General features: G+C 70.4%; 18 protein-coding genes and 1 pseudogene. 8 read left to right on the top strand and 11 right to left on the bottom strand.

Features of this window, described 5'->3' with window-relative positions; translation table 11 throughout:
• Positions 1–4 precede the first annotated feature (4 nt).
• Genes QTH86_RS17775 through QTH86_RS17760 form a run of 4 tightly spaced genes read left to right on the top strand, consistent with a single transcriptional unit; the run spans position 5 to position 4,927 of the window.
• Complete coding sequence (locus tag QTH86_RS17775; RefSeq protein ID WP_286647523.1) at positions 5–811, top strand: enoyl-CoA hydratase/isomerase family protein; 807 nt, start codon at positions 5–7, stop codon at positions 809–811.
• A complete protein-coding gene (locus tag QTH86_RS17770; RefSeq protein WP_286647522.1) occupies positions 808–2,949 on the top strand; it encodes an acetate--CoA ligase family protein in 2,142 nt (713 codons plus the stop codon). The genes QTH86_RS17775 and QTH86_RS17770 overlap by 4 nt, the downstream gene beginning before the upstream one ends.
• The gene (locus tag QTH86_RS17765; RefSeq protein WP_286647521.1) at positions 2,946–3,950 is read left to right on the top strand and encodes a Bug family tripartite tricarboxylate transporter substrate binding protein; all 1,005 of its coding nucleotides are present in this window, start codon (positions 2,946–2,948) and stop codon (positions 3,948–3,950) included. Before QTH86_RS17770 ends, QTH86_RS17765 begins: the two co-directional genes overlap by 4 nt.
• An 11-nt stretch (positions 3,951–3,961) precedes the next feature.
• The gene (locus QTH86_RS17760) at positions 3,962–4,927 is read left to right on the top strand and encodes a D-2-hydroxyacid dehydrogenase family protein (RefSeq protein WP_286647520.1); all 966 of its coding nucleotides are present in this window, start codon (positions 3,962–3,964) and stop codon (positions 4,925–4,927) included.
• Here QTH86_RS17760 and QTH86_RS17755 read toward each other — a convergent pair.
• From QTH86_RS17755 to QTH86_RS17745, 3 genes are read right to left on the bottom strand one after another with little or no spacing between them, the layout of a single operon-like run.
• On the bottom strand, positions 4,924–5,475 hold the full coding sequence (locus tag QTH86_RS17755) for a GAF domain-containing protein (protein WP_286647519.1): 552 nt from the start codon (positions 5,473–5,475) through the stop codon (positions 4,924–4,926). The two genes, QTH86_RS17760 and QTH86_RS17755, sit on opposite strands and share 4 nt — an antisense overlap.
• Positions 5,468–6,433 carry a Bug family tripartite tricarboxylate transporter substrate binding protein gene (locus QTH86_RS17750; RefSeq protein WP_286647518.1) on the bottom strand — a complete coding sequence of 322 codons (966 nt, stop codon included), beginning with the start codon at positions 6,431–6,433 and terminating at the stop codon, positions 5,468–5,470. The genes QTH86_RS17755 and QTH86_RS17750 overlap by 8 nt, the downstream gene beginning before the upstream one ends.
• A 37-nt stretch (positions 6,434–6,470) precedes the next feature.
• On the bottom strand, positions 6,471–8,312 hold the full coding sequence (locus tag QTH86_RS17745) for a gamma-glutamyltransferase family protein (RefSeq protein ID WP_286647517.1): 1,842 nt from the start codon (positions 8,310–8,312) through the stop codon (positions 6,471–6,473).
• Positions 8,313–8,417: 105 nt separating this feature from the next.
• Between QTH86_RS17745 and QTH86_RS17740 the strand changes: the two genes are divergently transcribed.
• Positions 8,418–9,365: a LysR family transcriptional regulator gene (locus QTH86_RS17740; protein ID WP_286647516.1), complete on the top strand. Its 948-nt coding sequence runs from the start codon at positions 8,418–8,420 to the stop codon at positions 9,363–9,365.
• A gap of 45 nt (positions 9,366–9,410) precedes the next feature.
• On the opposite strand, the gene QTH86_RS17735 is transcribed toward QTH86_RS17740, so the two are convergent.
• From QTH86_RS17735 to QTH86_RS17705, 7 genes are all read right to left on the bottom strand, one after another.
• On the bottom strand, positions 9,411–9,629 hold the full coding sequence (locus tag QTH86_RS17735) for a hypothetical protein (RefSeq protein WP_286647515.1): 219 nt from the start codon (positions 9,627–9,629) through the stop codon (positions 9,411–9,413).
• The gene (locus tag QTH86_RS17730; protein ID WP_286649423.1) at positions 9,626–9,937 is read right to left on the bottom strand and encodes a hypothetical protein; all 312 of its coding nucleotides are present in this window, start codon (positions 9,935–9,937) and stop codon (positions 9,626–9,628) included. The genes QTH86_RS17735 and QTH86_RS17730 overlap by 4 nt, the downstream gene beginning before the upstream one ends.
• A 180-nt stretch (positions 9,938–10,117) precedes the next feature.
• Positions 10,118–11,488, bottom strand: coding sequence for a DUF5666 domain-containing protein (locus tag QTH86_RS17725; RefSeq protein WP_286647513.1), 1,371 nt, complete (start codon positions 11,486–11,488; stop codon positions 10,118–10,120).
• Positions 11,485–12,321 (bottom strand): DUF6502 family protein, encoded by an 837-nt coding sequence (locus QTH86_RS17720; protein ID WP_286647512.1) that lies wholly within the window; start codon positions 12,319–12,321, stop codon positions 11,485–11,487. The genes QTH86_RS17725 and QTH86_RS17720 overlap by 4 nt, the downstream gene beginning before the upstream one ends.
• Before the next feature lie 36 nt (positions 12,322–12,357).
• Positions 12,358–12,621 (bottom strand): hypothetical protein, encoded by a 264-nt coding sequence (locus QTH86_RS17715; RefSeq protein ID WP_286649386.1) that lies wholly within the window; start codon positions 12,619–12,621, stop codon positions 12,358–12,360.
• A gap of 153 nt (positions 12,622–12,774) precedes the next feature.
• The gene (locus QTH86_RS17710) at positions 12,775–14,265 is read right to left on the bottom strand and encodes an amidohydrolase family protein (protein WP_286649422.1); all 1,491 of its coding nucleotides are present in this window, start codon (positions 14,263–14,265) and stop codon (positions 12,775–12,777) included.
• Positions 14,266–14,282: 17 nt separating this feature from the next.
• The gene (locus QTH86_RS17705) at positions 14,283–15,074 is read right to left on the bottom strand and encodes an SDR family NAD(P)-dependent oxidoreductase (RefSeq protein WP_286647509.1); all 792 of its coding nucleotides are present in this window, start codon (positions 15,072–15,074) and stop codon (positions 14,283–14,285) included.
• Between the two features lie 189 nt (positions 15,075–15,263).
• Between QTH86_RS17705 and QTH86_RS17700 the strand changes: the two genes are divergently transcribed.
• From QTH86_RS17700 to QTH86_RS17690, 3 genes are all read left to right on the top strand, one after another.
• Entirely contained in the window at positions 15,264–16,256 is a 993-nt protein-coding gene (locus tag QTH86_RS17700) for a LysR family transcriptional regulator (RefSeq protein WP_286647508.1), read from the top strand.
• A gap of 135 nt (positions 16,257–16,391) precedes the next feature.
• Positions 16,392–19,592: an amidohydrolase family protein gene (locus tag QTH86_RS17695; RefSeq protein WP_286647507.1), complete on the top strand. Its 3,201-nt coding sequence runs from the start codon at positions 16,392–16,394 to the stop codon at positions 19,590–19,592.
• A gap of 44 nt (positions 19,593–19,636) precedes the next feature.
• The gene (locus QTH86_RS17690) at positions 19,637–20,410 is read left to right on the top strand and encodes a tRNA-uridine aminocarboxypropyltransferase (RefSeq protein WP_286647506.1); all 774 of its coding nucleotides are present in this window, start codon (positions 19,637–19,639) and stop codon (positions 20,408–20,410) included.
• Here the strand turns inward: QTH86_RS17690 and QTH86_RS17685 are convergent.
• Positions 20,344–20,768, bottom strand: a pseudogene (locus QTH86_RS17685) (GNAT family N-acetyltransferase). The gene QTH86_RS17690 and the pseudogene QTH86_RS17685 sit on opposite strands and share 67 nt — an antisense overlap.
• Positions 20,769–20,818: the final 50 nt, after the last annotated feature.

The raw sequence follows: 20,818 nt of genomic DNA, 5'->3' as shown, positions 1-20,818 counted from the left end.
CGCCATGAGCCACACCCCCACACCTTCGCTGATCGACCTGAAGGTCGATGCCGGCATCGCCACCCTCACGCTGAACCGCCCGGACAAGCGCAACGCCATCACCGATGCGATGCGCACCGAACTCATCGACGCGCTCGAACAGGTCACGGCCGACGGCGCCATCCGCGCGCTGGTGCTGACCGGTGCCGGCAAGGGCTTCTGCGCCGGTGGCGACGTCGCCGGCATGCAGCGCCGCATGGATGCGCGGGCCGGCGAGGTCGGCTTCAACGGCTGGACGCGCCAGCAGCGCGTGCACCACTCGGTCGCCCTGCTGCACACGATGCCCAAGCCGGTCATCGCGGCCGTCAACGGCGGTGCGAACGGGCTGGGTGCCGACATGGCACTGGCCTGCGATTTCGTGGTGGCATCGGACGAGGCCAGCTTCGCCTGGAGCTACATCAAGCGCGGGCTGATTCCCGATGGCGGCGGCATGTACTTCCTGCCGCGGCGCGTCGGCCTGGCGCGCGCCAAGGAACTGATCTTCACCGGCCGCAAGGTCGAGGCGGCCGAAGCCTTGACGCTCGGCATTGCCGACCGCATCAGTCGCGCCGATGCGCTGCTGGCCGAGGCGCAGGCCTGGGCACGCGAACTGTCGCAGGGCTCCGCCCCGGCGCTGGCGCTGGGCAAGTCGATCCTCAACCAGAGCTTCGAGCTGTCGGCCGAGCAGGTGTTCGCGCAGGGCAGCCAAGCCCAGGGCATCTGCTACACGACGCAGCAGCACCGGGACGCGGTGATGGCCTTCCTGAACCCGACGCGGGAGAAGGCGGCATGAGCGGCACGACCGGACCTGGCGAGCGCACCGACGCGATCTCGCGCCTGATGAAGCCACGCAGCGTGGCGGTGATCGGCGCGTCTGCCGACCCGACCAAGACCGCGGGCCGGCCGGTCGCCTACCTGACCAAGCACGGCTTCGGTGGCGCCATCTACCCGGTGAACCCACGCGCCGAGCTGATCGGCGGCCTCAAGAGCTACCCCGACGTCCGCTCGCTGCCCGAGGCACCCGACGTGGGCATCGTGCTGCTCGGTGCCGAACGCGCCCACGAGGCGGTGCGCGAACTTGCGGCGCTCGGCACCTCGGCAGCGATCGTGCTGGCCAGCGGCTACACCGAAGTCGGCGAGGAAGGCGCCCGGCGGCAGCAGCAGTTGCTGGAGGCGGCCGGCCCCATGCGGCTGCTCGGCCCCAACACCATCGGGCTGGTCAACCTGACCGACAACATCACGCTGTCGGCCACCGGTGCGCTCGAGATGGCCGGCTTCGAGGCCGGGCACATCGGCGTGGTCTCGCAAAGCGGCGGCATCCTCGGGGCGCTGCTGTCACGCGCCGCGGCACGCGGCATCGGGCTGTCGAAGCTGGTCTCGACCAGCAACGAGGCCGACCTCGACATGGCCGATTTCGTCGACCATCTGGCGGACGACGAGGCCACCTCGGTCATCGCGCTCTACATGGAAGGCCTGCGGCACCCCGACAAGTTCCGCGCCGCCGCGCTGAAGGCGGCGCGCCAGGGCAAGCCCGTGGTGGTGTTCAAGATCGGCCGCTCCGAATCGGGCGCCGCGGCTGCGGTGTCGCACACCGGGGCGCTGGCCGGTGCGGACCGCATGTACGACGCGCTGTTCCGCGAGGTCGGCGTGATCCGCGCGCAGAGCTTCGCCGACCTGCTCGACCTGCCGGCCGCGCTCGCGAGCAGCCGCCGCCTGCAGGGCCGGCGCGTGGCCGTGCTCACATCGACCGGCGGTGCCGGCACGCTGGTGGCCGACAGCCTCGGCACCAGCGGCTTCGAGACGCCACCGCCCGACGAGGTCACCGCCGCCGCACTGCGCGCGCTGCAGTCCGGCGACCATGCCGTGCTCGACCGCAACCCGATCGACGTCACGCTGGCCGGCCTGCAGCCGACGTTGCTGCGCGGCGCCATTCGCGCGCTGCTCGCCAGCCCGACCTACGACGCCGTGGTCGTCATCGTCGGCTCGTCGGGGCTCGCCATGCCGGACCTGATGGCCGACGCCATCCACGACTGCCTGCCGGCCAGCGACAAGCCGCTGCTGGTCTACGTGAGTCCGCATGCGCCCGGCATCGCGAGCCTGCTCAACCAGCGCGGCGTGCCGGCCTTCATGGCCCCCGAGAGCTGCAGCAGCGCGCTCGCCGCGATGCGGCAGACCACGTCGTGGCGCGCGCCGGCCGCGCGCCCGGCGTTGCCGCCGATGGCCATGGATGCCGAGTGGCCCGTCGGTGCGCTTGACGAGGCCGAGGCCAAGCAGCTCTTCGCGCGCTTCGGCGTGCCCTGCGTGCGCGAGCGCATCGTGTCCGACGCTGCCGAAGCGATGCAGGCAGCGCGGGCTTTCGAAGGGCCGGTCGCACTCAAGATCCTGTCGTCGACGATCACGCACAAGAGCGACGTCGGTGGGGTGGCCGTCAACGTGGCACCGGCGCAGGTCGGCGAGCGCCTGGCGCGCATGGCCAGCGATGTCGAAGCGCTCGCCGGCGTGCGGCCTTCGCGTTTCCTGGTGCAGGAGATGGTCGCGAGCGGCGGCGTCGAGTTGATCCTCGGCTTTCACCGCGATCCGCTGGGCGCGGCCATCCTGCTCGGCATGGGCGGCGTCACGGCCGAGCTGCTGCAGGACACGGTCCTGCAGATGCTTCCCGCAGGCGGGCTCACGCGCGGCGAGGCCGCCTCGCTGGTACGCGGCCTCAAGACCTGGCCGCTGCTCGACGGCTTCCGCGGCCGGCCGCCGGCCGATGTCGATGCGCTGGTCGACGCGGTCGTCGCGTTCTCGCAGATGGCGGCGGTGCTGGGCGACCGGCTGCTCGAAGCCGAGATCAACCCGTTGTTCGTGTTGCCCCGAGGCCAGGGCGTGCGTGCAGCGGACGGTGTGGCAGTGCTGCAGCCCCAGGGCTCACAAGGAGACAAATCATGAGGTCGCTTCATTCAATGTCGCGCCGGCAGTTCGGCGCCGCGATCGGTGCCGGGCTGGCCGTGTCGGCACTGCCGATGCGCCCGGCCTGGGCCGCCGGTGCGCCGGACTTCCCGTCCAAGCCGATCCGCATCGTCGTGCCCTTCGCCCCCGGCGGCCCCACCGACCTGATGGCGCGCGCGATCGGCAAGAGCATGTCGGTGTCGCTCGGCCAGCCGGTCATCGTCGACAACAAGCCGGGCGGCGGCGGTGTCATCGGCATGGGCGAGATCGTGCGGCAACCCGCCGACGGCTACACCCTGGTCTTTCCATCGATCCTGGCCGTGACCAACCCTGCGCTGATGCGCGACTACCCCTTCGACACGCTGCGCGACTTCGCGCCGCTCACCGTGGTGGGCTTCGTGCCGCACGCCGTGGTGGTGCGGCCCGACTTCCCGGCCAAAACGCTGCCCGAGCTGGTGGCGCTGGCCAAGGCCAAGCCCGACAGCCTGTCGTACGGCTCGTCGGGCAACGGCACGTCGGCGCACCTCGGGGCTGCGCTGTTCGCGCAGCGCGCCGGCATGCAGGTGGTGCACGTGCCCTATCGCGGCGCCGGGCCGGCCGTGCAGGACCTGCTCGGCGGGCAGATCCAGTTCATGTTTCTCGACATGAGCAGTGCGCTCTCGCAGATCAAGGCAGGCAAGTTGCGCGCGCTCGCCGTGGCGCCGAGCAAACGCTTCGTGGGGTTGCCCGATGTGCCGACCGTGGCGGAGCAGGGCTTTCCCGGCTTCGACATCCACGGGTGGTACGGCCTGCTGGCCCGCGCCGGCACGCCCGAGCCGGTGATGAACGCGCTCTATGCCGAGGTCAAGCGCGCGCTGGCGACGGACGAGGTGCGGCGCATCTTCGAGGCACAGGGCATCGAGCCGGGCGGCATGCCGCCTGCGGCGTTCACGGCGCTGGTGCAGAGCGACCTGGCGTGGTGGAAGCGCACCGTCGAACAGTTGCACATTCCGCAGCAGTGAAGGAGACCTCCATGCGCATCGTCATTCCCGATGACTACCAGGACTGCGTTCGCGGCCTCGACTGCTTCGCGAAGCTCGCCGGCCACGACGTGCAGGTGTTCAACGACACCGTCCATGACACCGAAACGCTGGCTGCGCGCTTCGCGGATGCCGAGGCCATCGTGCTCACGCGCGAGCGCACGCGCATCGACGCCGCGCTGCTCGATCGCCTGCCGCGCCTGCGCCTCATCGCACAGACCGGCAAGCTGGCCGGCCATGTCGACCTGGCCGCCTGCACGGCACGCGGCGTGCTGGTCGCCGAGGGCAGCGGTGCCGGCTCGGCCACGGCCGAACTCACCTGGGCGCTGGCGCTGGCCAGCCGGCGCCACCTGGTCGACGAAGCGACGCGGCTGCGCCAGGGCCTCTGGCAAGGGCACCTCGGGCAGCAGCTGGGCGGGCAGCGCCTGGGCGTGTGGAGCTATGGCCGGATCGGCCGGCAGGTGGCGGCGTACGGTCGCGTGTTCGGCATGCAGGTCTGGGTGTGGGGCCGCGACGCATCGACCGCCGCCGCCCGCGCCGACGGTTTCGAGGTGGCGCCATCGCGCGAGGCGTTCTTCGCAGAGAGCGACGTGATCAGCCTGCACGTGCGGCTCAACGCCGACACGCTGGGCCTGGTCGATGCGCAGGACCTGGGCCGCATGAAGACCACGGCGCTGCTGGTGAACACCAGCCGTGCCGAGCTCATCACGCCCGGTGCGCTGGCGCAGGCGCTGGCCCATGGTCGCCCGGGCTTCGCAGCGGTCGACGTGTACGAGGCCGAGCCCATCCTGGGTGCCGACCATCCGCTGCTGCGTCTGCCCAACGTGCTGTGCACGCCGCACATCGGCTACGTCGAGAAGGACAACTACGAGCGCTATTTCGGCATCGCCTTCGACCACATCCGGGCCTTTGCTGCCGGCACGCTGACGGACGTCGTCAACCCCGAAGCGCGCCGCTAGGCGCGTGCCGAGGCCGCCGCCGCGCGCAGCACCCACGGCGTCGCGAGCACGGCGAGCAGCTGCACCAGCATCCGCTCCTGCGGCAACCACCGCGGCCGGCTGCCCAGCACGTTGAAGGTCGCAAGGCAGCGGCCCGCGTCGAGCAGCGGCACGTTGAGCACCGCATGCAGGCCGAGCGACGCGATGCGCGCATGGTCGTCGAACACCTCGCGCAGCACCGCATCGCCCTCGCCGACGAACAGCTCGCCGCCGCGCAGCAGCTGGCGCGTCCAGGGCGTCATGGTCTTGCGCTTGCGGCCGCCGACCGGGTAGGCGTCGGGGTTGGAAGTCCACAGCCGCTGCAGCTCGATGGTGTCGCCGTCCTGTGGGCCGTCCGGCGCGGCGTCGATGTTGACGGTGAGCAGCCCGTCGCCGAGCTGCGCCTGTCGCACGGCCTCGATCAGGCCGAGTGCCGCGTCCAGATGGGGTGCTCGCGGCAGGTCGTGGCAAAGCGCCGCACAGGCCTCGGCCGGCAGGCAGAGCATGGCCTCGGTCCGCGCCTCACTCATTCTTGATGCCAAGCTCGCGGATGACCTTGCCGTAGCGGTCGGCGTCGCTGCGCAGCACGGTGGCGAACTGCTGCGGGGTGCCCTTGACGATCTCGACGCCCATCGAATCCATGCGCGTGCGCACCTCGGGTTGGGCCAGCGCCTTGTTGATCTCGTCGTTGAGCTTGGTCACCAGTTCCTTGGGCATATTGGCCGGGCCGAAGGCGCCGTACCAGACACCGAGCTCGTAGCCGGGCAGCGTCTCGGCCACGGTCGGTGCGTCGGGCAGCAACGCCGAGCGCTTGGCCTCGGTCACGGCCAGCAGGCGCAGCTTGCCGGCCTTCACGTGCGGCAGCGTCTGCGTGCCGGCCGAGAACAGCACCTGCGTCTGGTTCGACACCGTGTCGACCACGGCCGGCGCGCCGCCCTTGTAGGGCACGTGCAGCATCTCGATGCCCGCGGCCTTCTCGAACAGCACCGCGCTCAGGTGGTTGGTGGAGCCAGGCCCGGCCGACGCGTAGGCCAACTTGCCGGGGTTGGCCTTGGCGTAGGCGATGAACTCCTTCACGTTGGTCACGGGCACCGCCGGGTTGATGACCATGGTGTTGATCACGTTGGCCATCTGTGCGATGGGCGTGAAGTCCTCGACGCCGCGAAAGGGCATGGCGGGCATCAGCGCCGGGTTCATGGCATGCGTGCTCATCGAGCCGATCAAGAGCGTGTAGCCGTCGGGCTTGGCCTTGGCCACGAAGTTGGAGCCGATGTTGCCGGACGCACCCGCGCGGTTGTCGACGATGACCGTCTGGCCCAGCGACTTGGTCAGCTGCTCGGCCAGCGAGCGCGCGAGGATGTCGGTCGAGCCGCCGGGAGCCCAGGGCACGACCAGCGTGATGGGCTTGTCGGGCCACTCGGCCGCGGCGAGGGTGGCGAAGCCGCAGAGGGCCAGCAGCGTGAGGCTACGTCGGAGGCGTGAAAACATGGGAAGGACTCCTCGAGAAAAAAGAAGGGGGTTCAGGTCAGCGGCCGACGGCGTAGCCCTGCATGCCGCGCGGGTTGGCCGCCGCACGCAGCAGCAGGCGGCCTTGCGCGTCGTGCTCGCGCGTGCAGGCGGACAGGCGGCTTTCCGACCACGGCTCGCCGACCTTCACGTCGTGCCCCTGCGCGCGCAATGCATCGAGCACCTCGGGCGAGAAGCGCGACTCGACCGTGAGCCGGTTGAGCGTGGTGGTGCGCGGCCAGAACGACGCAGGGAAATGGTCGACGTGCCAGGCCGGCGCGTCGATGGCCTCCTGCAGGTTCATGCCGTGCACGGCATGGCGCAGGAAGAAGGCGGGCGACCACTGGTCCTGCTGGTCGCCGCCGGGCGTGCCGAACACCATGTAGGGCTCGCCGTCGCGCAGCGCGAGCGACGGCGACAGCGTGGTGCAAGGCGGCACGCCCGGCGTCACGGTGTTGGGCAGGCCGTCGTCGAGCCAGGTCATCTGCAGGCGCGTGTTGACCGCGAAGCCGAGCGCCGGGATCACCGGGCTGGACGACAGCCAGCCGCCCGAGGGCGTGGCCGCGACCATGTTGCCGTGGCGGTCGATCACGTCGATGTGGCAGGTGTCGCCGACGAAGACTTCGCGCTCCGCCCACTCCGCAACGGGTGGCAGCGCCGCGAAGGTCGGCTCGCCGATGCCGAAGCGCGTGTCGGCGGTACGCAGCGTGCGCGCGACCACGTCGAGGTCGGGCAGGCGCGGCGCCTGGCCGAGCGGCGACCCAGGCTGCAGCTGCTGCGATGCGCGGTCGCCCACGGCCATCCAGCGCTGGCGCAGGTAGTCGTCGGACAGCAGCGCCATCTGCGCTTCGCGCGACGCCCCGGGTGCGCTGCCGTACCAGGCCAGGCGGTCGGCCATCGCCAGCTTGGCCGCTTCGGCGATGCGGTGCACGAAGCCCGCGGTGTGCGGCGCGTGCTGTTCGAGGCCGGCGTGGCGCAGCATGCCGATCTGCTCGAGGAAGGCCGGGCCCTGGCTCCAGAAGCCGCACTTGGCCAGCGTGTAGCGGCCGAAGTCGACGGTCAGCGGCGGCTCGATGGTCGGCTGCCACTGCGCCATGTCGTCGTAGCGCAGCAGGCCGGCGTGCCGCTCGCCGGTGGTGTCGCGCACCTGGGCCGTGCGGTAGTAGTTGTCGATCTCGCGCGCGACGAAGCCCTGGTACCAGCAGCGCAGCGCGGCATCGATGGTGCCGGTGCGCGTGCCGCCACCGTCGCTCTCGGCGGTGCGCACGAGGCGCTCGTAGGTCGCGGCCAGGCGCGGCTGGCAGAACAGTGCGCCGGGCTGGGGCACCTGGCCGTCGGGCAGCCAGACCTCGGCGGACGAGGTCCAGTGTTCGCGGAACAGCGCCTGCACCGCGACGATGGCCTGCACCGCACGCGGGATGAGCGGGTAGCCATCACGTGCGTAGCCGATGGCCGGCGCGAGCACGTCGGCCAGCGACCAGGTGCCGTGGTCGCGCAGCATCGTCAGCCACGCCCCGAAGGCGCCGGGCACGGTGGCCGGCAGCAGGCCGATGCCCGGCACCTGTTCGAGCCCCAGGCGGCGGAAGGCCGCGGCCGAGGCCTCGGCCGGTGCGGCGCCCTGGCCGCAGACCGACTGCATGCGCCGGTCCTTCTCGCTCCAGAAGAGGATGGGCACTTCGCCGCCCGCGCCGTTGAGGTGCGGCTCCACCACCTGCAGCACGAAGCCGCCGGCCACGGCCGCGTCGAAGGCGTTACCGCCGCGTTCGAGCACGCCCATGGCGGTCTGCGCGGCGAGCCAGTGCGTGGCCGCGGCGACGCCATGCGTGCCGGTGATCTCGGGGCGGGTGGTGAAGGTGCTCATGGTTCTGGTGCATCGAAGGGATGCGCCGATTCTGGTCGCATGAAATAGGCCAATGCACATGGATTGCTATCGATGCATGCATCGATTGCTATGCTCCAGGGCACCATGCCTCCTGCGCCCCTCGCCCCCGACGCCCTCGCCCTGCGCCTGGAAACCCGCCTGAAGATGCGGCACTACGTGCTGTTGATGGCGGTCGACCGGCACCGCTCCATCACCCGCGTGGCCGAGCAGCTGTCGCTCGCGCAGCCGACCGTGACGCGTGCGCTGGCCGACATCGAGGACATCTTCATGACGCCGCTCTTCATCCGCAGCCGACGTGGCCTGGAGCCGACGGTGGCCGGCGAGGTGGTGCTGGCGCGCGCCAGGCTCGCCGTGGCGGACAACCACGCGCTGCAGCAGGAGCTGCGCGCCGTCAGCGGCGCCGGGCTGCAAGGGCGGCTGCGCATGGGCGTGATCCCCTACGCCGCGACGCAGACGCTCGACGCCGCGTGGCAGCACCTCTTCGGCCTGCGCCCGCGCATCGCGCTGCTGGCGCACGAGGACACCACGCACAACCTGGTGCTGGCGGTGCGCCAGCGCACGCTCGACTGCGCCATCTGCCGCTTCTCGCACGACAGCACCGACGACGACCTGGTGCAGGAGCTGCTGTACCGGCAGGAGGCCTGCGTGGTGGTGTCGAAGGCCAGCGCGCCGCGCCTCGCGCGCCAGGACACGGTCGACATCTCGCTGCTGTCGGAGATGGACTGGATCTTCCCGCCCTCGGACACGCCCATCCGCCAGATGATCGACACCGTCTTCGCCGCCGCCGGCCGCACGGTGCCCGTGCCGCTGCTCGAGGCCTATGCGGTGCGCACCGTCGCCTCGGCCATGCAGCAGCTACCGCGGGCCGTGACGATCCTGCCGCGCGACGTGGCGCAGGCCGTGGCCGCCACCGGCGCCGCCGAAGTCATGCCGCGCCCGCTGCCGTGGAACCTGCCGCCGGTGGGGCTGGCGTGGCTGCGGGATTCGCCGAAGGCGGGGGTGATCCAGGGGTTGGCAGCGGCGCTGCGCTGAGGCCGGCCTTGGCACCAGGCGGCCTCAGAACACTGCGCCGCGTGCTCACCACGCCCTGGGAAGCACCAGCATCAGCGCGGCGATATTCATGACCACGCAGAACGCGATACACAAGGGCGAGATGTCGATGGCAAATATCGACGACAACCTGTCGGCGGGCACCGACGCCACGAGCGGCGCGGGATTGGTGTATTCGAAGGCACCCCCATACCCATCGCCCGACGGCGCCCCTTGCACCGTGAAGCATCCGCTGGCCACTTTCACCGAAGCCCCCCGGATGCCCGCCCTGCGTGCACGTCCTGGGTGGGTCCTGCAACGCCGCGGCTCGAGGCGTCGGCCAACCGCTGCTCGAGCCGGTGTTCTTCGGCCGCCAGCCGGGCGAACGTGCGCAGATCCGCATCGCTGGGCTCGGAGCCGTCGCCTGCCAGGTAGGCACGAAAGGTATCGACGAGACGCAACTGGAACGCCGCACGGGCGCGCGTTGCACGAGCGAGCGCCGCAGCGTCTCGATTGAAGGCCGGAATCGCGCCCAGCCTGGGGCGGTCGACCCGCAGGAAATGTTGAGCCGACATGGCCCCTCCCAGAAAAATCGATGGATGGGAAAAAATCACATCCCTACATTTTTTCTGTTGCGCCTTGCGCTGGATGTCGGACGCACGCTCGCCTCGTGACGCTCTGGTAACGGGAGGTGTCCTGCACACCAGCCCGCACCCATTGAGCCAAGGACCCATCGAACGGGCCGTGGTGCGCCGTCAGTCGAAGATGACCTGCGTGGCGATCAACACGTCGTTGACGATGCGCCCACCCACCACGGTGACCTGGACGCCGTTGCCAAGTTGGCCTGCCGCCCCATTCACATACTGGATGCCGGCCCCGCTGGCATCGATCGCCTGGCCCTTCACCTTGAATTGCGCGAGCGACTTGAAAGCACTCACCGTGCCCATGGCCGTGAAGGAAGCCGAACTCGCACCACCCGGGGTCTTCTTGATCTTGATCTTGGTGGCCACCAGCGACCCGTTGACGACGGTGCCGGCCACATTCAGTTCGACGCCATTGGCAATCGCCGCCGCCGGCCCCCCCGACACCTGCGCGGACGAGGCGTCCACGGGCGTGCCGAGCACCCGGAAGCTGGAGATTCCGCTGAAATCCGTCACCACGCCACCCAGCTGGCGGCGCGTGCCGTCTCGCAGCGAAACGGGGTACCAGAGCTCGACCGAACTGGCTTGCAGCACGCCGGCCGCCAGCGACAGGTTCGTACGCACGCGCACGTTGACCCCCGCCGCGAGCGCGGCAGGCGAAGCGATCTGGCTGAAATCGACGGCCAGGCTTCCCAGCAGGAACTGGCGGTTGGCCACGTCGAGGTTTTGAACGACCCCCGAGAGGATCGGGGTGCCGGCCACCCGTTTCTCGATCCGCGTCGCACGCAGCAAGCCCGGCCCGGCAGGCAAGCCCCACACCTGCACGGTCATTCCGGGGGCCAGCGCGTCGAGGCCCGGGATGTTGCCCCACACCGTCGTCGCGTCTGTATTGATGGTCATGCCGAGCACGACCAGCTCACCATTGCCCGCGTTGATCGAGGTGACCACGCCACGCGCATCCGCAGCGGACTCGACCTCCGTGGCCTCACCGGCGGTGAAGTCCGCATTGGTGGATCCGTTGACCTTGGCGGTCATGCCCAGTTGCAGCTGCGGCGCATCGCGCAGCTTCAGCACGGCGTCAGCGGTGTTGTACCGAACGTCGTTGACGATGATGCTGGCGACGCCGCCCACGCCCCCCACGCCCGAATCGCCGCTGTCGCCCGCGGATGCGGAAGCCCCCGTGCCGCCGGAGCCCACGCCACCGGCATCGCCGGAGGAGGCCGAGGCGGTGTCACCACTGCCGCCTGCTGCGCCGGCCCCGGCACTTGCGGCGCCCGATCCGGCGTCGGCGCCTGCGTTGCCGCCGCCATCGTGGGAACCGGTCTGGCCCACGAAGCCCCAGTCCGGCGAACTCACGTCCCCGGTGGCGACGGCTGCGCCAGACGAACCGGCCGCCGGCGACCCGTCGATGGCGTCACCACCACCGCAGGAAAGAACGAACACGGTCGACAGCGCGACAAGGCCACGCATCAGGCGCTTTTTCATGGCTTCAAACTTTCCTTTGACGCCGCATCGAAGGACTCCTCGGAGCTTCCCTTGGCGTCTTCGAAATACGTGTAGATGCCTACCCTGATCCGAGCCGTCGCGCCCTCGCCCGCGGTGTCGATGGCGGTTCGCATTTCATGCGCCAGCTCGTGATGCAACGTGCTCCAGCGGGCCCGGACCAACTGGTGAATTTCCTCGCAGGCGGCCATCGGAAGGCCATGCGCAAAGATCGATCGCTCCAGCAGCGGCGGGCGTTCCGCCAAGATGTTGGACACCGACGCGTTCAGATGATCACGCCCGTTGTCGGCGAAGAAGGCCAGCATGCCGGCCAGGTCGTTCACGGGGATGAAACCATCGGCCTTGAGCTCGACCTGGGTGCCGTGGTCGGTCACCAGTCCCAGGCGGACAAGCTCTTCAAGAATGACGCGGTGATGCACATTGCCCCGACTGCCGATCCATGCCATGGACTCGAACGACGGCGCCTTGCTCTCGCTCATCACGGGCAGTTTGTGCAGCTTCGGGTTGTCCGTGGCCATCTCCAGCCACACCGTGAGGGTCTTCGCCGCAGAGGAGAGCTCGGTCGGCGCCAATGGATCGCGCGGCGCGCGAACCCTCGTCGTGACCGCTTTCCGGTTGATGCCCGTCGTGATGGAAAGCTGACTGAGGTTCGGTTGCACCCCCTTGGATTGCCACGACCTGCGCGCTTCATCCAGCAGCAATTCGTTGAGCAGTTCCTGCAAGTGCGGCTGCTTCAGACCCAGGCCCATGGCGAGCCTGACCACCGGCCGCAGAACGCGTGCGCAAGCGGACAGTGCCAAGGCGAGTTGATTCATTGGACGACGGCGATTGTCGCCGAGTTGCTCGAATTCTCAGGACGGCAGGACGGCCATGGACAGCATGCGTCGAGCCCGGATGCGAGGCAGCGTGGGCATCGCCATGGCGAGCCGTCCCAACGTCGAGGCGACGGACACCTGGCGGGTCTTCTGCGACTCGGCGGAAATCGGCGGCAGGGGTGCCTCACCGACGAGAAGAGCGTACTGGCGCAGCTGCCTGGCGATCTCCATCATCCTGGCAGATGCGCCCGGCTCGTGGCGGCGCAGCGCCTCCATGCCTTCTGAATACTGTTCGGTCAACCGAGCCCAGTTTGAAAAGTCGCTCTCGAGAACGGCAGCGTGCGAGTGCATGTGAGGCATACAGAGGTCGTGAGTGGATGAAACAACTGTATGTGACATTTTCACATTTGACCAGCCCGCTGGGCGCCCGGCCGATCCGGCGTGATGTATTGCTCATCCTCTGCCGTGGCTGCCGCCTTCGCCGCTCTGGCCTCCAGGCCCGCATCCCCCGCAGCGGTAGTGCGCCCGCACGGCGACCCGCAGCCGCTCGATGGCCGGCGCATCCGGCGGCTGTCGCTGCCATGCGGCCTCTGCATCGGCCGTGAGCGCCGCTTCCAGGGCGGGCAGGTCCACCGACTGGCAGCGTGCGTCGTGCACCACGCTGCGGCCGCCGACGATCAGCCGATGGATGTCGCGCTTGGTCATGCGCGCAATCAGGCGTTCGAGCCGATGATCGGGCGCCTCGGCGAGCACATCGCGCGACAGGCGCCGCGTGTCGAGCACCAGGATGTCGGCCGGCGCACCGGTGGCCAGTTCGCCGCCGCCATCGGCGCCGGTGATGCTCTGCCGCCCGTGCACGCACACGGCGCGGAACAGGTCGCCCAACGCAAAGCGCTCGTCGCTGCCGGCATCGGCCGTCTGCAGCTGGTGCCAGGCCAGACGCATCTCGCGCAGCATGTCTTCGTCGTCGTCCAGGCTCATGCCGTCGAGCCCCAGGCCGAAGCGCAGGCCGGCGTCGAGGTAGCGCCGCCACGGCGGCAGGCCCGTGCGCAGCCGCAGGTTCGACGACACGTTGGCGCTGACCGTGACGCCGCGTTCGGCCAGCAGCCCGCAGTCGTCGTCGTCGAGCCAGACCGCGTGCGCCACGGTGAGGCGCGGCGACAGCAGCCCGATGCCGTCGAGGTGGCGCAGCAGGCCGCGCGGGTAGTGCGCATCGGCCCAGGCGCGCTGGCGCTGTGTCTCGAACAGGTGCATGTGCACGCGCCGGCCGGTGTCGGCGCTGGCCAGGGCGATGGCCGCCATCGCCTCGTCGTCCACCCACTGCGGGCCGACCGGGCCGTACTGCACGCGAAAGCCTTCGTGTTCCAGCTGCGCGATCTCTTCGACCAGCGCGAAGTTCTGCTGCAGCGTGCGTGTCGGCTGGCGCATGGCGTGCACGCGCGCGTGGTCGGCCGCCGGCAGGTGCGCCAGCAGCGGCTCGAGCGGGCCATAGACCACGCCGTTGCGGCCGGCGAAGGGCACGGCGAAGCCGATCCGCAGGCCCACGTCGCGCGCGGCACGGGCCACGCCTTCGGCCTCTTTCAGCAGCGCCTGGCTGTCCTGTGTGTTGTGGCAATGGTTGGCCGCCGCGATGCCGCCTTCGGCCATGCGCGCAAAGGCCACGGCGGCGCGCAGGTAGGGGTCGACGCGCGGCTCGAAGGCCAGTTCGGGCAGCCAGGTTTCCAGCGACTGGTCGCGCGCGCCGAAGGCCAGCGTGCGCAGGCCGCGGCCGTGGTCATGGGCATCGGCCGGTGCGGGCAGCGCGACGTGATGGCGCGCCGCGGTCGGCAGGTCGGCCAGTGCCTCGATGCGGACGATGCGGCCGGCGTCCAGGTGAAGCCGCGACGGGCCGAGCGGTGCGTCGACGCCTGGCCTCGCAAACACCTGCGCGACATCGACATGCACCGGACCGTCGCCAGCGTTCAAAGCGCCGCCCAGCCGCCGTCGACCGGCAGGTCCACGCCGGTGATCTGCTTGGAGACATCCGACGCGAGGAAGAGGCAGGCGTTGGCCACGTCCATGTCGGTGGTGATGCGGCGCAATGCGTATTCCTCGGCCTGGCGTTCCTCGGCCTGCGCCTCGTCGAGGCCGAACTTGCGCATGGCCTCCGGAATCCAGAGGCTGCGGAAGCGCTCGTCGTCGACCATGCCCGGCGCGACGAGGTTGACGTTGATGTTGTGCGCGCCCGCTTCCAGCGCGGCCGACTTGGTCACGCCGCGCAGCCCCCACTTCGAGGCCGAGTACGCCATGCGGCCGGCCCGCGCGCGCATGCCGTAGGTGCCGCCGACGTTGACGATCTTTCCGTAGCGGCGCGAGATCATGCGCGGCAGCACGGCGCGCATGGTGTTGAAGCAGCCCAGCAGGTTCACCTGCATCGTGTGCTCGAACTCCTCGGGCGAGGTGTTCCAGGTGGCGTCGCCGATCGGGCCGGTGTCGCTGGCCACGTTGACCAGCACGTCGATCTGCCCGTACTGCTGGATCGCCAGCTCGGCCATGCGGTCGGTCTCGGCCGGTACCGTCACGTCGCAGCGCACCGGCAGCGCCTGCCCGCCCAGCCCTTCGGTCTTCATGGCGATGGCGTCGATGGCCTCTAGGTCGCGGCTGGCCAGCACCAGCCGGCAGCCTTCCCGGGCGAATGCCTGCGTGATGGCCGGCCCCAGCCCCTTGGCCGGACCGGTGACGATGACGACCTTGCCGCGCAAACCCAAATCCATGTCGTGTTCCTCTTGTTCGTAAATGGCAACGCGATCCGGCGCCATCTGGCACCCCCCTTGCTCTGGCAAGCGGAAACACCGCGCGATGTACCGATATCGCGTGCTCAGGACCACGTTAATGGATCCCGTGCACTTTCGAGGTGCCAAATTGGCGCGGCCGTGTTGACTTTCATGCCCGAGGAGGATTCGATGGCCTTGCGAAACATGCGCGTCTGGCGCTATCTGGAAGAGGTGGCCCGCACCGGGTCCGTGCGTCAGGCCGCCGAGCGCCTGCACCTGACGCCCTCGGCGCTGCTGCGCCGCATCCAGGATGTCGAGTCCGACCTCGGCGCCGCGCTGTTCGAGCGCACCTCCTCCGGCGTGCAGCTGACGGCCGCCGGCGAGATCTTCATCGGCTGGATCAAGAACCAGAACGCCGACCTGCGGCGCGTGTATTCGCAGATCGAGGCGCTGTCGGGCCTGCGACGCGGCGAGATCCGCATCGCCGCCAGCCAGGCCGTGGCGCGCGGCGTGCTGCTCGAAGAGATGAACGCCTTTCGCGCCAAGCACCCGCTGGTCAAGCTGACGGTGAACGTCTGCGACCATGCCTCCGCGATGCGCCTCTTGCTGGCCTACGAGGCCGACCTGATCCTCGTCTTCCGCCCGCCGCATGCGGCGGAGCTGCAGCCGCTGATGTCCATCGGCCAGGGCATGGTGGCGGTGATGGCCAAGGACCACCCGCTGGCGGCCAAGGAGAAGGTGCGCATGCGCGACTGCCTGGTGTACGACCTGGCGCTGCCCGACGCGAGCTATTCGGGCCGCGAGCTCATCGACCAGATCCTCGCGCGCGGTTCGCGCCAGCCCAACCCGGTGATCGAGTCGAACTCCTTCGACCTGCTGTCCGACATGGTGAAGGGCACCGAGATCATCACCTTCCAGGTCGACATCGGCAGCAGCCGCTGGCGCCAGGACCCCGACCTGGCCGTGCGGCCCATCGACGAGGCCGACAGCGCCTACGGGCCGCTGGTGCTGGGCCAGCTGAAGGGCCGCACCCTGCCGCTGCCCGCCGCGCGCTTCGCCGAGCAGATGGCCCGAAGGCTCGACGACATGCGCTCGCTGCCGATGGACGAATGCGTCGCCACGGCCCAGCGCGCGCAGCAACGTGCGCCGCGCCCGAGCGAGGTCGAGGAAGAACTGGACTGAGGCACTGACGCACGGGGCCAGGGCGGCAGTCGCGCCGCCGCGTGGCCGAAAGCGCAGCCGCGCCCCGCGCAAATGGCGACACGGCGCGCCAGCCCCTTGCCTAGCATCGATGGCTTCGCCACAGCCCGATGCGTCATGTTGTCTCCGTTCTGTTCCCGATGCCGCACCGGGCGCGGCCTGAGCCGCCGCGGCTTCCTGTCCTTCGGCGCGATCACCTCCGCCGCGGCCATGGCGCCCTGGGCCATGCCTGCATCGGCGGCCGACCCGCCAGCGTCGACGGTGCCTGTCGAACAGGAGGAATGGGGCGACACGCCCGTCGTGCTCACGCAGGGCACCAACCTCGCGATCGCGCTGTCGCCCGACGGCCGCACGCTGGCGATGGACCTGCAGGGCCTGCTGTGGACCGTGCCGGTCGAAGGCGGCACGGCACGGCGGCTGACCGGCTACCTGCACGACATCGCGCGGCCGCACTGGTCGCCCGACGGCACGTGCATCGTCTTCCAGTCGTACCGCGACGGCAGCTTCCAGCTCTGGCGTATCGCGCCGGATGGCCGCGACCTGCGGCAGCTCACGCAGGGCGAATTCGATTGCCGCGAGCCGGCCTGGTCGCCCGACGGCCGCGAGATCGCCTTCGCCAGCGACCGCAGCGGGCACTACGCGATCTACGCACTCGACATCGCCTCGGGCCGCGTGCGGCGCTTGGCCGACACCGACGCGGAAGACGGGGAACCCGCATGGTCGCCCGACGGGCGGCGCGTGGCCTTCTCGAGCGGCGGGCGCATTCGCGTGGCCGATGCGACCGCTTCGGGCGCTGCGATCGCCACTGTTTTCGACGGGCCGGGCGCGAGCGCGCCGGCCTGGTCGCCCGACGGCCGCCTGAGCTGGCGCGTGGTCGCCGGCACGGCGCGCGACGTGCAATCGACCCGGCTCTTGGTCGACGGCCAGCCGGTGAGCGACGCGGCCGAAGACGTGTTCCCCGTGCCGGCGGTGTGGCTGTCCGGCAATGAGCTGCTGTACACCGCCGACGGCGAGATCAAGCGCCGCACCTTGCTTCGCGCACCAGGCGCATCGGCCATCACCGCCCGCATCCCCTTCAACGCCACGGTGCGCGTGACCGCCCACCGCGCGCCGCTGCACCGCCGCCGCGACTTCGACAGCACCGTGCCGCGCACGGTCAAGGGCATCGCCTTTCCGGCGCTGTCGCCCGACGCCACCCGCATCGCCTTCGGCGCGCTCGGCCAGCTCTGGCTGCTGACGATCGGCGACCCGCACCCGCGCCAGCTCACGCACGACGCCTTCGCCAAGATCGGGCCGGCCTGGTCGCCGGACGGGCGCACGCTCGTCTATGCCTGCGACCGCAGCGGCATGCTGCAGCTGTGGCTGCACGACCTGGCCGGCGGCGGCGCGCGCCAGCTCACGCAGGCCGACCGGCCGCTCAAGCAGGCGGCCTGGTCGCCCGACGGGCAACGCATCGTCTGTGCGTCGGAAGACGGCTGGCTGTGCCTCGTCGACCCGGGCACCGGCGCGTTGCAGCGCGTGGCGAAGCAGACGGTGTGGTCGGGCCGGCCGAGCTGGTCGCCCGACGGCAGCCACCTGGCGCTGGCGGCGGTGCAACCCTATTCATCGCGCTACCGCGAGGGGCTGACCGCGATCCTCACGGTTCACCTTGCCAGCGGGCGCATGCGCTACCAGCGGGTGCGGCCGGGCGTGTCGCTCGACGTGCGCAACGTCAACGGGCCGCTGTGGTCGCCCGACGGCCGGCACTTCATCTACACGCTGGGCGGCACGCCCTGGCGCTCGCCCATCGCCGCCGACGGCACGCTGCAGGGCGCGCCCGAGGCGCTGGGTGACGACAGCGCCGACGCGCTGAGCCTGAGCGCCGACGGCCGCACGCTGATGTACCTGTCGAACGGCCGCCTGCGCCTGCGCACGCTGGACGACGCCACCAGTACCGCACACGACGTGCCCTGGGCCCTGCAATGGCGCGTGGCCCCGCCCGCACAAACCACGGTCGTGCATGCCGGCCGGCTGTGGGACGGCATCGGCGAGGCGCTGCGCGAGAACGTCGACATCGTCATCCACGGCCACCGCATCGCCGCCATCGAGCCGCACCGCGCCCAGCGCCCCGGCGTGCGCTGGGTCGATGCGAGCGGCCTCACCGTGATGCCCGGCCTGATCGACATGCACACGCACCGCGAGATGGGCAACCAGCTGGGCCTGCGCGACCCGCGCATTTTCCTGGCCTACGGCATCACCAGCACGCGCGGCCTGAGCGACAACGCCTACCTCACGCTGGAGAACAAGGAATCGGTCGACGCCGGCTGGCGCATCGGCCCGCGCCACTTCGGCACCGGCGAGGCGCTCGACGGCGCGCGCGTGTTCTACGACGGCATGCACCCGATCCGCGAGGCCGGGCAGTTGCTGCGCGAGTTCGAGCGCGCCCGCGCGCTCGACTACGACCTGCTCAAGTGCTACGTGCGCCTGCCGCTCGAGCTGCAGGCGCGCGCCACCGCGATGGCGCGGCGCCTGGGCATCCCGATCAGCTCGCACTACCTCTTCCCCGCCGTCGCCTTCGGTGCGCAGGGGCACGAGCACATGGGTGGCACCAGCCGCTTCGGCTACTCTCGCACCGGCAGCGCACTGGGCGTCGGCTACCAGGACGTGATCGCCATCGCCGCGGCGTCGCGCAGCTTCCGCACGCCCACGATCTTCGGCATCGACGGCCTGCTGGGCGATGCGCCCGACGAGGTGTTGAACGACCCGCGCGTGCAGCGCCTCTTTCCGCCGGCCGAGCGCGCGCCGCTCGAACGCGCCGCGCGCGGCGGCCCGAGCCGGCCGGTGCGCATGGTCGCCAACCAGGTGGCCACCCTCCTGGCGCAGCAGGCCGCGGGCATGACCATCGTCTGCGGCAGCGACTACCCCATCGTCGCGCCCGGCATCAGCCTGCACCTGAACCTGCGCGCGATGGTCCGGCACGGCATGCGCCCGGTCGACGCGCTGCGCACCGCCACCCGCAACGCCGGCCAGGTGCTGGGCCACGACGTCGGCACGCTGGCGCGCGGCCAGCTGGCCGACCTGGTCTGCGTGGACGGCGACCCGCTGCAGGACATCGGCGCCGCCATGCGCGTGCGGCGCGTGATGGTGGGCGGCGTGGACCACACGGTGGACGAACTGATCGCGCCCTTCGAAGCGCAGCAGCCCGTGCCTGTGGCCACCGCGGAATCGGAAGACCTCGTCGCAGCCCTTGCGGCGCACGTCGTGGAGGACGACGCCTGGTGGCACGACCCGCACTGGGTCGCGGAGATGCGCACCAGCTGCTGCACGCCGTTGGCCTGAACGCCTCGAGGCGCCGGTGGCAGCGCAGGCCCGAGAATCCCCGCATGCCCCACGCCGTCGCCCGGCTGCGCGCCGCCCGCCTGGCGCGCAGCAGCAAACCCTTTCTCGCCCGCGGTGGCTTCAAGCAAGAGCGTTGCGTCGGTTGCCGGCTCCTGCCGAGCCACTGCCTGTGCGCCCTGCGCCCGACGATGTCGACCCGCGCCGGCATCTGCCTGCTCATGGCCGACATCGAGCCGCTCAAGCCCAGCAACACCGGCTGGCTGGTCGCGGACGTGGTCGCCGACACCTTCGCCTTCGGCTGGGCACGCACGGAGACCGACCCCGCATTGCTAGCCCTGCTGAGCGACCCGCAATGGCAACCCTTCGTGGTGTTCCCCGGCCAGTACGCAGCGCCCGAGCGCGTGGTGCACGCCGTGCCACCGCCCGACGCGTCGGCCGATGGACTGGTCAAGCGCCCGCTGTTCATCCTGCTCGACGGCACCTGGGCCGAGGGCCGCAAGATGTTCGGCCGAAGCCCCTATCTCGACGCGCTGCCGGTGCTGAGCCTGGCGCCGGAACGGGCCTCCCGATACCAGCTGCGCAACTCCGGCCGCGACGACCACCTCTGCACCAGCGAAGTGGCCGCGCTGTGCATGGGGCTGGCGGGCGAGCACCATGCTGCACAAATGTTGGGCGCCTACCTGGATGTCTTCACCCATCACTACCTGTGCGCGAAGAACCAGCAGCCTGTGGCGTGGGAGGGGTCAGCGCATCAGGGGCTGCGCGACGTGCTGTCCCCGCCCGGCCACCGGTCCCTCGGCAACCGATACAGCAGCTGACGCCGCAGCGGGTGCTCGATCGGCACGAGCGGATGATCGAAATCGTCGGCGGCGGTGTGCGACATGCCGAGCTTCTCCATCACGCGGCGCGAGTTCCGGTTGGCGGGCACCGTGTTGGCCACGATTTCGGGGAGTTCGACGTGCTCGAATCCAAAGCGGATGGCGCACGCGGCAGCCTCGGGGGCATAGCCCTGCCCCCAGAAGCGCCGATGGAGGCACCGTCGGCCTTGGACTCGATCGCCCAGAAGCAGAAGCCATGCGTCCGCAGATGCGCCTGTTGTCGATCGATCCATGCATCGACGGCCTCGGGCGAAGCGAAGGGCAACAGGTGTTCCATCACCTGCGGATCGTTCGACATGCGCGCGAACGGCGCGCGATCCCGGTCGAGCCATGGACGCAGGGTCAGGC

The organism is Variovorax sp. J2L1-78 (assembly GCF_030317205.1).
In the GTDB taxonomy this organism is placed as follows: Bacteria; Pseudomonadota; Gammaproteobacteria; order Burkholderiales; family Burkholderiaceae_C; genus Variovorax; species Variovorax arabinosiphilus.
This window is presented reverse-complemented; position numbering and strand designations above follow the sequence as displayed.

Excerpts from the sequence above, each read along its gene's own strand:
- QTH86_RS17755 (WP_286647519.1), bottom strand. The coding sequence starts at position 5,475 with ATGAGTGAGGCGCGGACCGAGGCCATGCTCTGCCTGCCGGCCGAGGCC.
- QTH86_RS17770 (WP_286647522.1), top strand. The coding sequence starts at position 808 with ATGAGCGGCACGACCGGACCTGGCGAGCGCACCGACGCGATCTCGCGC.
- QTH86_RS17700 (WP_286647508.1), top strand. The coding sequence starts at position 15,264 with ATGGCCTTGCGAAACATGCGCGTCTGGCGCTATCTGGAAGAGGTGGCC.
- QTH86_RS17740 (WP_286647516.1), top strand. The coding sequence starts at position 8,418 with ATGCCTCCTGCGCCCCTCGCCCCCGACGCCCTCGCCCTGCGCCTGGAA.
- QTH86_RS17765 (WP_286647521.1), top strand. The coding sequence starts at position 2,946 with ATGAGGTCGCTTCATTCAATGTCGCGCCGGCAGTTCGGCGCCGCGATC.
- QTH86_RS17745 (WP_286647517.1), bottom strand. The coding sequence starts at position 8,312 with ATGAGCACCTTCACCACCCGCCCCGAGATCACCGGCACGCATGGCGTC.
- QTH86_RS17750 (WP_286647518.1), bottom strand. The coding sequence starts at position 6,433 with ATGTTTTCACGCCTCCGACGTAGCCTCACGCTGCTGGCCCTCTGCGGC.
- QTH86_RS17760 (WP_286647520.1), top strand. The coding sequence starts at position 3,962 with ATGCGCATCGTCATTCCCGATGACTACCAGGACTGCGTTCGCGGCCTC.
- QTH86_RS17690 (WP_286647506.1), top strand. The coding sequence starts at position 19,637 with ATGCCCCACGCCGTCGCCCGGCTGCGCGCCGCCCGCCTGGCGCGCAGC.
- QTH86_RS17695 (WP_286647507.1), top strand. The coding sequence starts at position 16,392 with ATGTTGTCTCCGTTCTGTTCCCGATGCCGCACCGGGCGCGGCCTGAGC.
- QTH86_RS17775 (WP_286647523.1), top strand. The coding sequence starts at position 5 with ATGAGCCACACCCCCACACCTTCGCTGATCGACCTGAAGGTCGATGCC.
- QTH86_RS17730 (WP_286649423.1), bottom strand. The coding sequence starts at position 9,937 with ATGTCGGCTCAACATTTCCTGCGGGTCGACCGCCCCAGGCTGGGCGCG.
- QTH86_RS17720 (WP_286647512.1), bottom strand. The coding sequence starts at position 12,321 with ATGAATCAACTCGCCTTGGCACTGTCCGCTTGCGCACGCGTTCTGCGG.
- QTH86_RS17705 (WP_286647509.1), bottom strand. The coding sequence starts at position 15,074 with ATGGATTTGGGTTTGCGCGGCAAGGTCGTCATCGTCACCGGTCCGGCC.
- QTH86_RS17725 (WP_286647513.1), bottom strand. The coding sequence starts at position 11,488 with ATGAAAAAGCGCCTGATGCGTGGCCTTGTCGCGCTGTCGACCGTGTTC.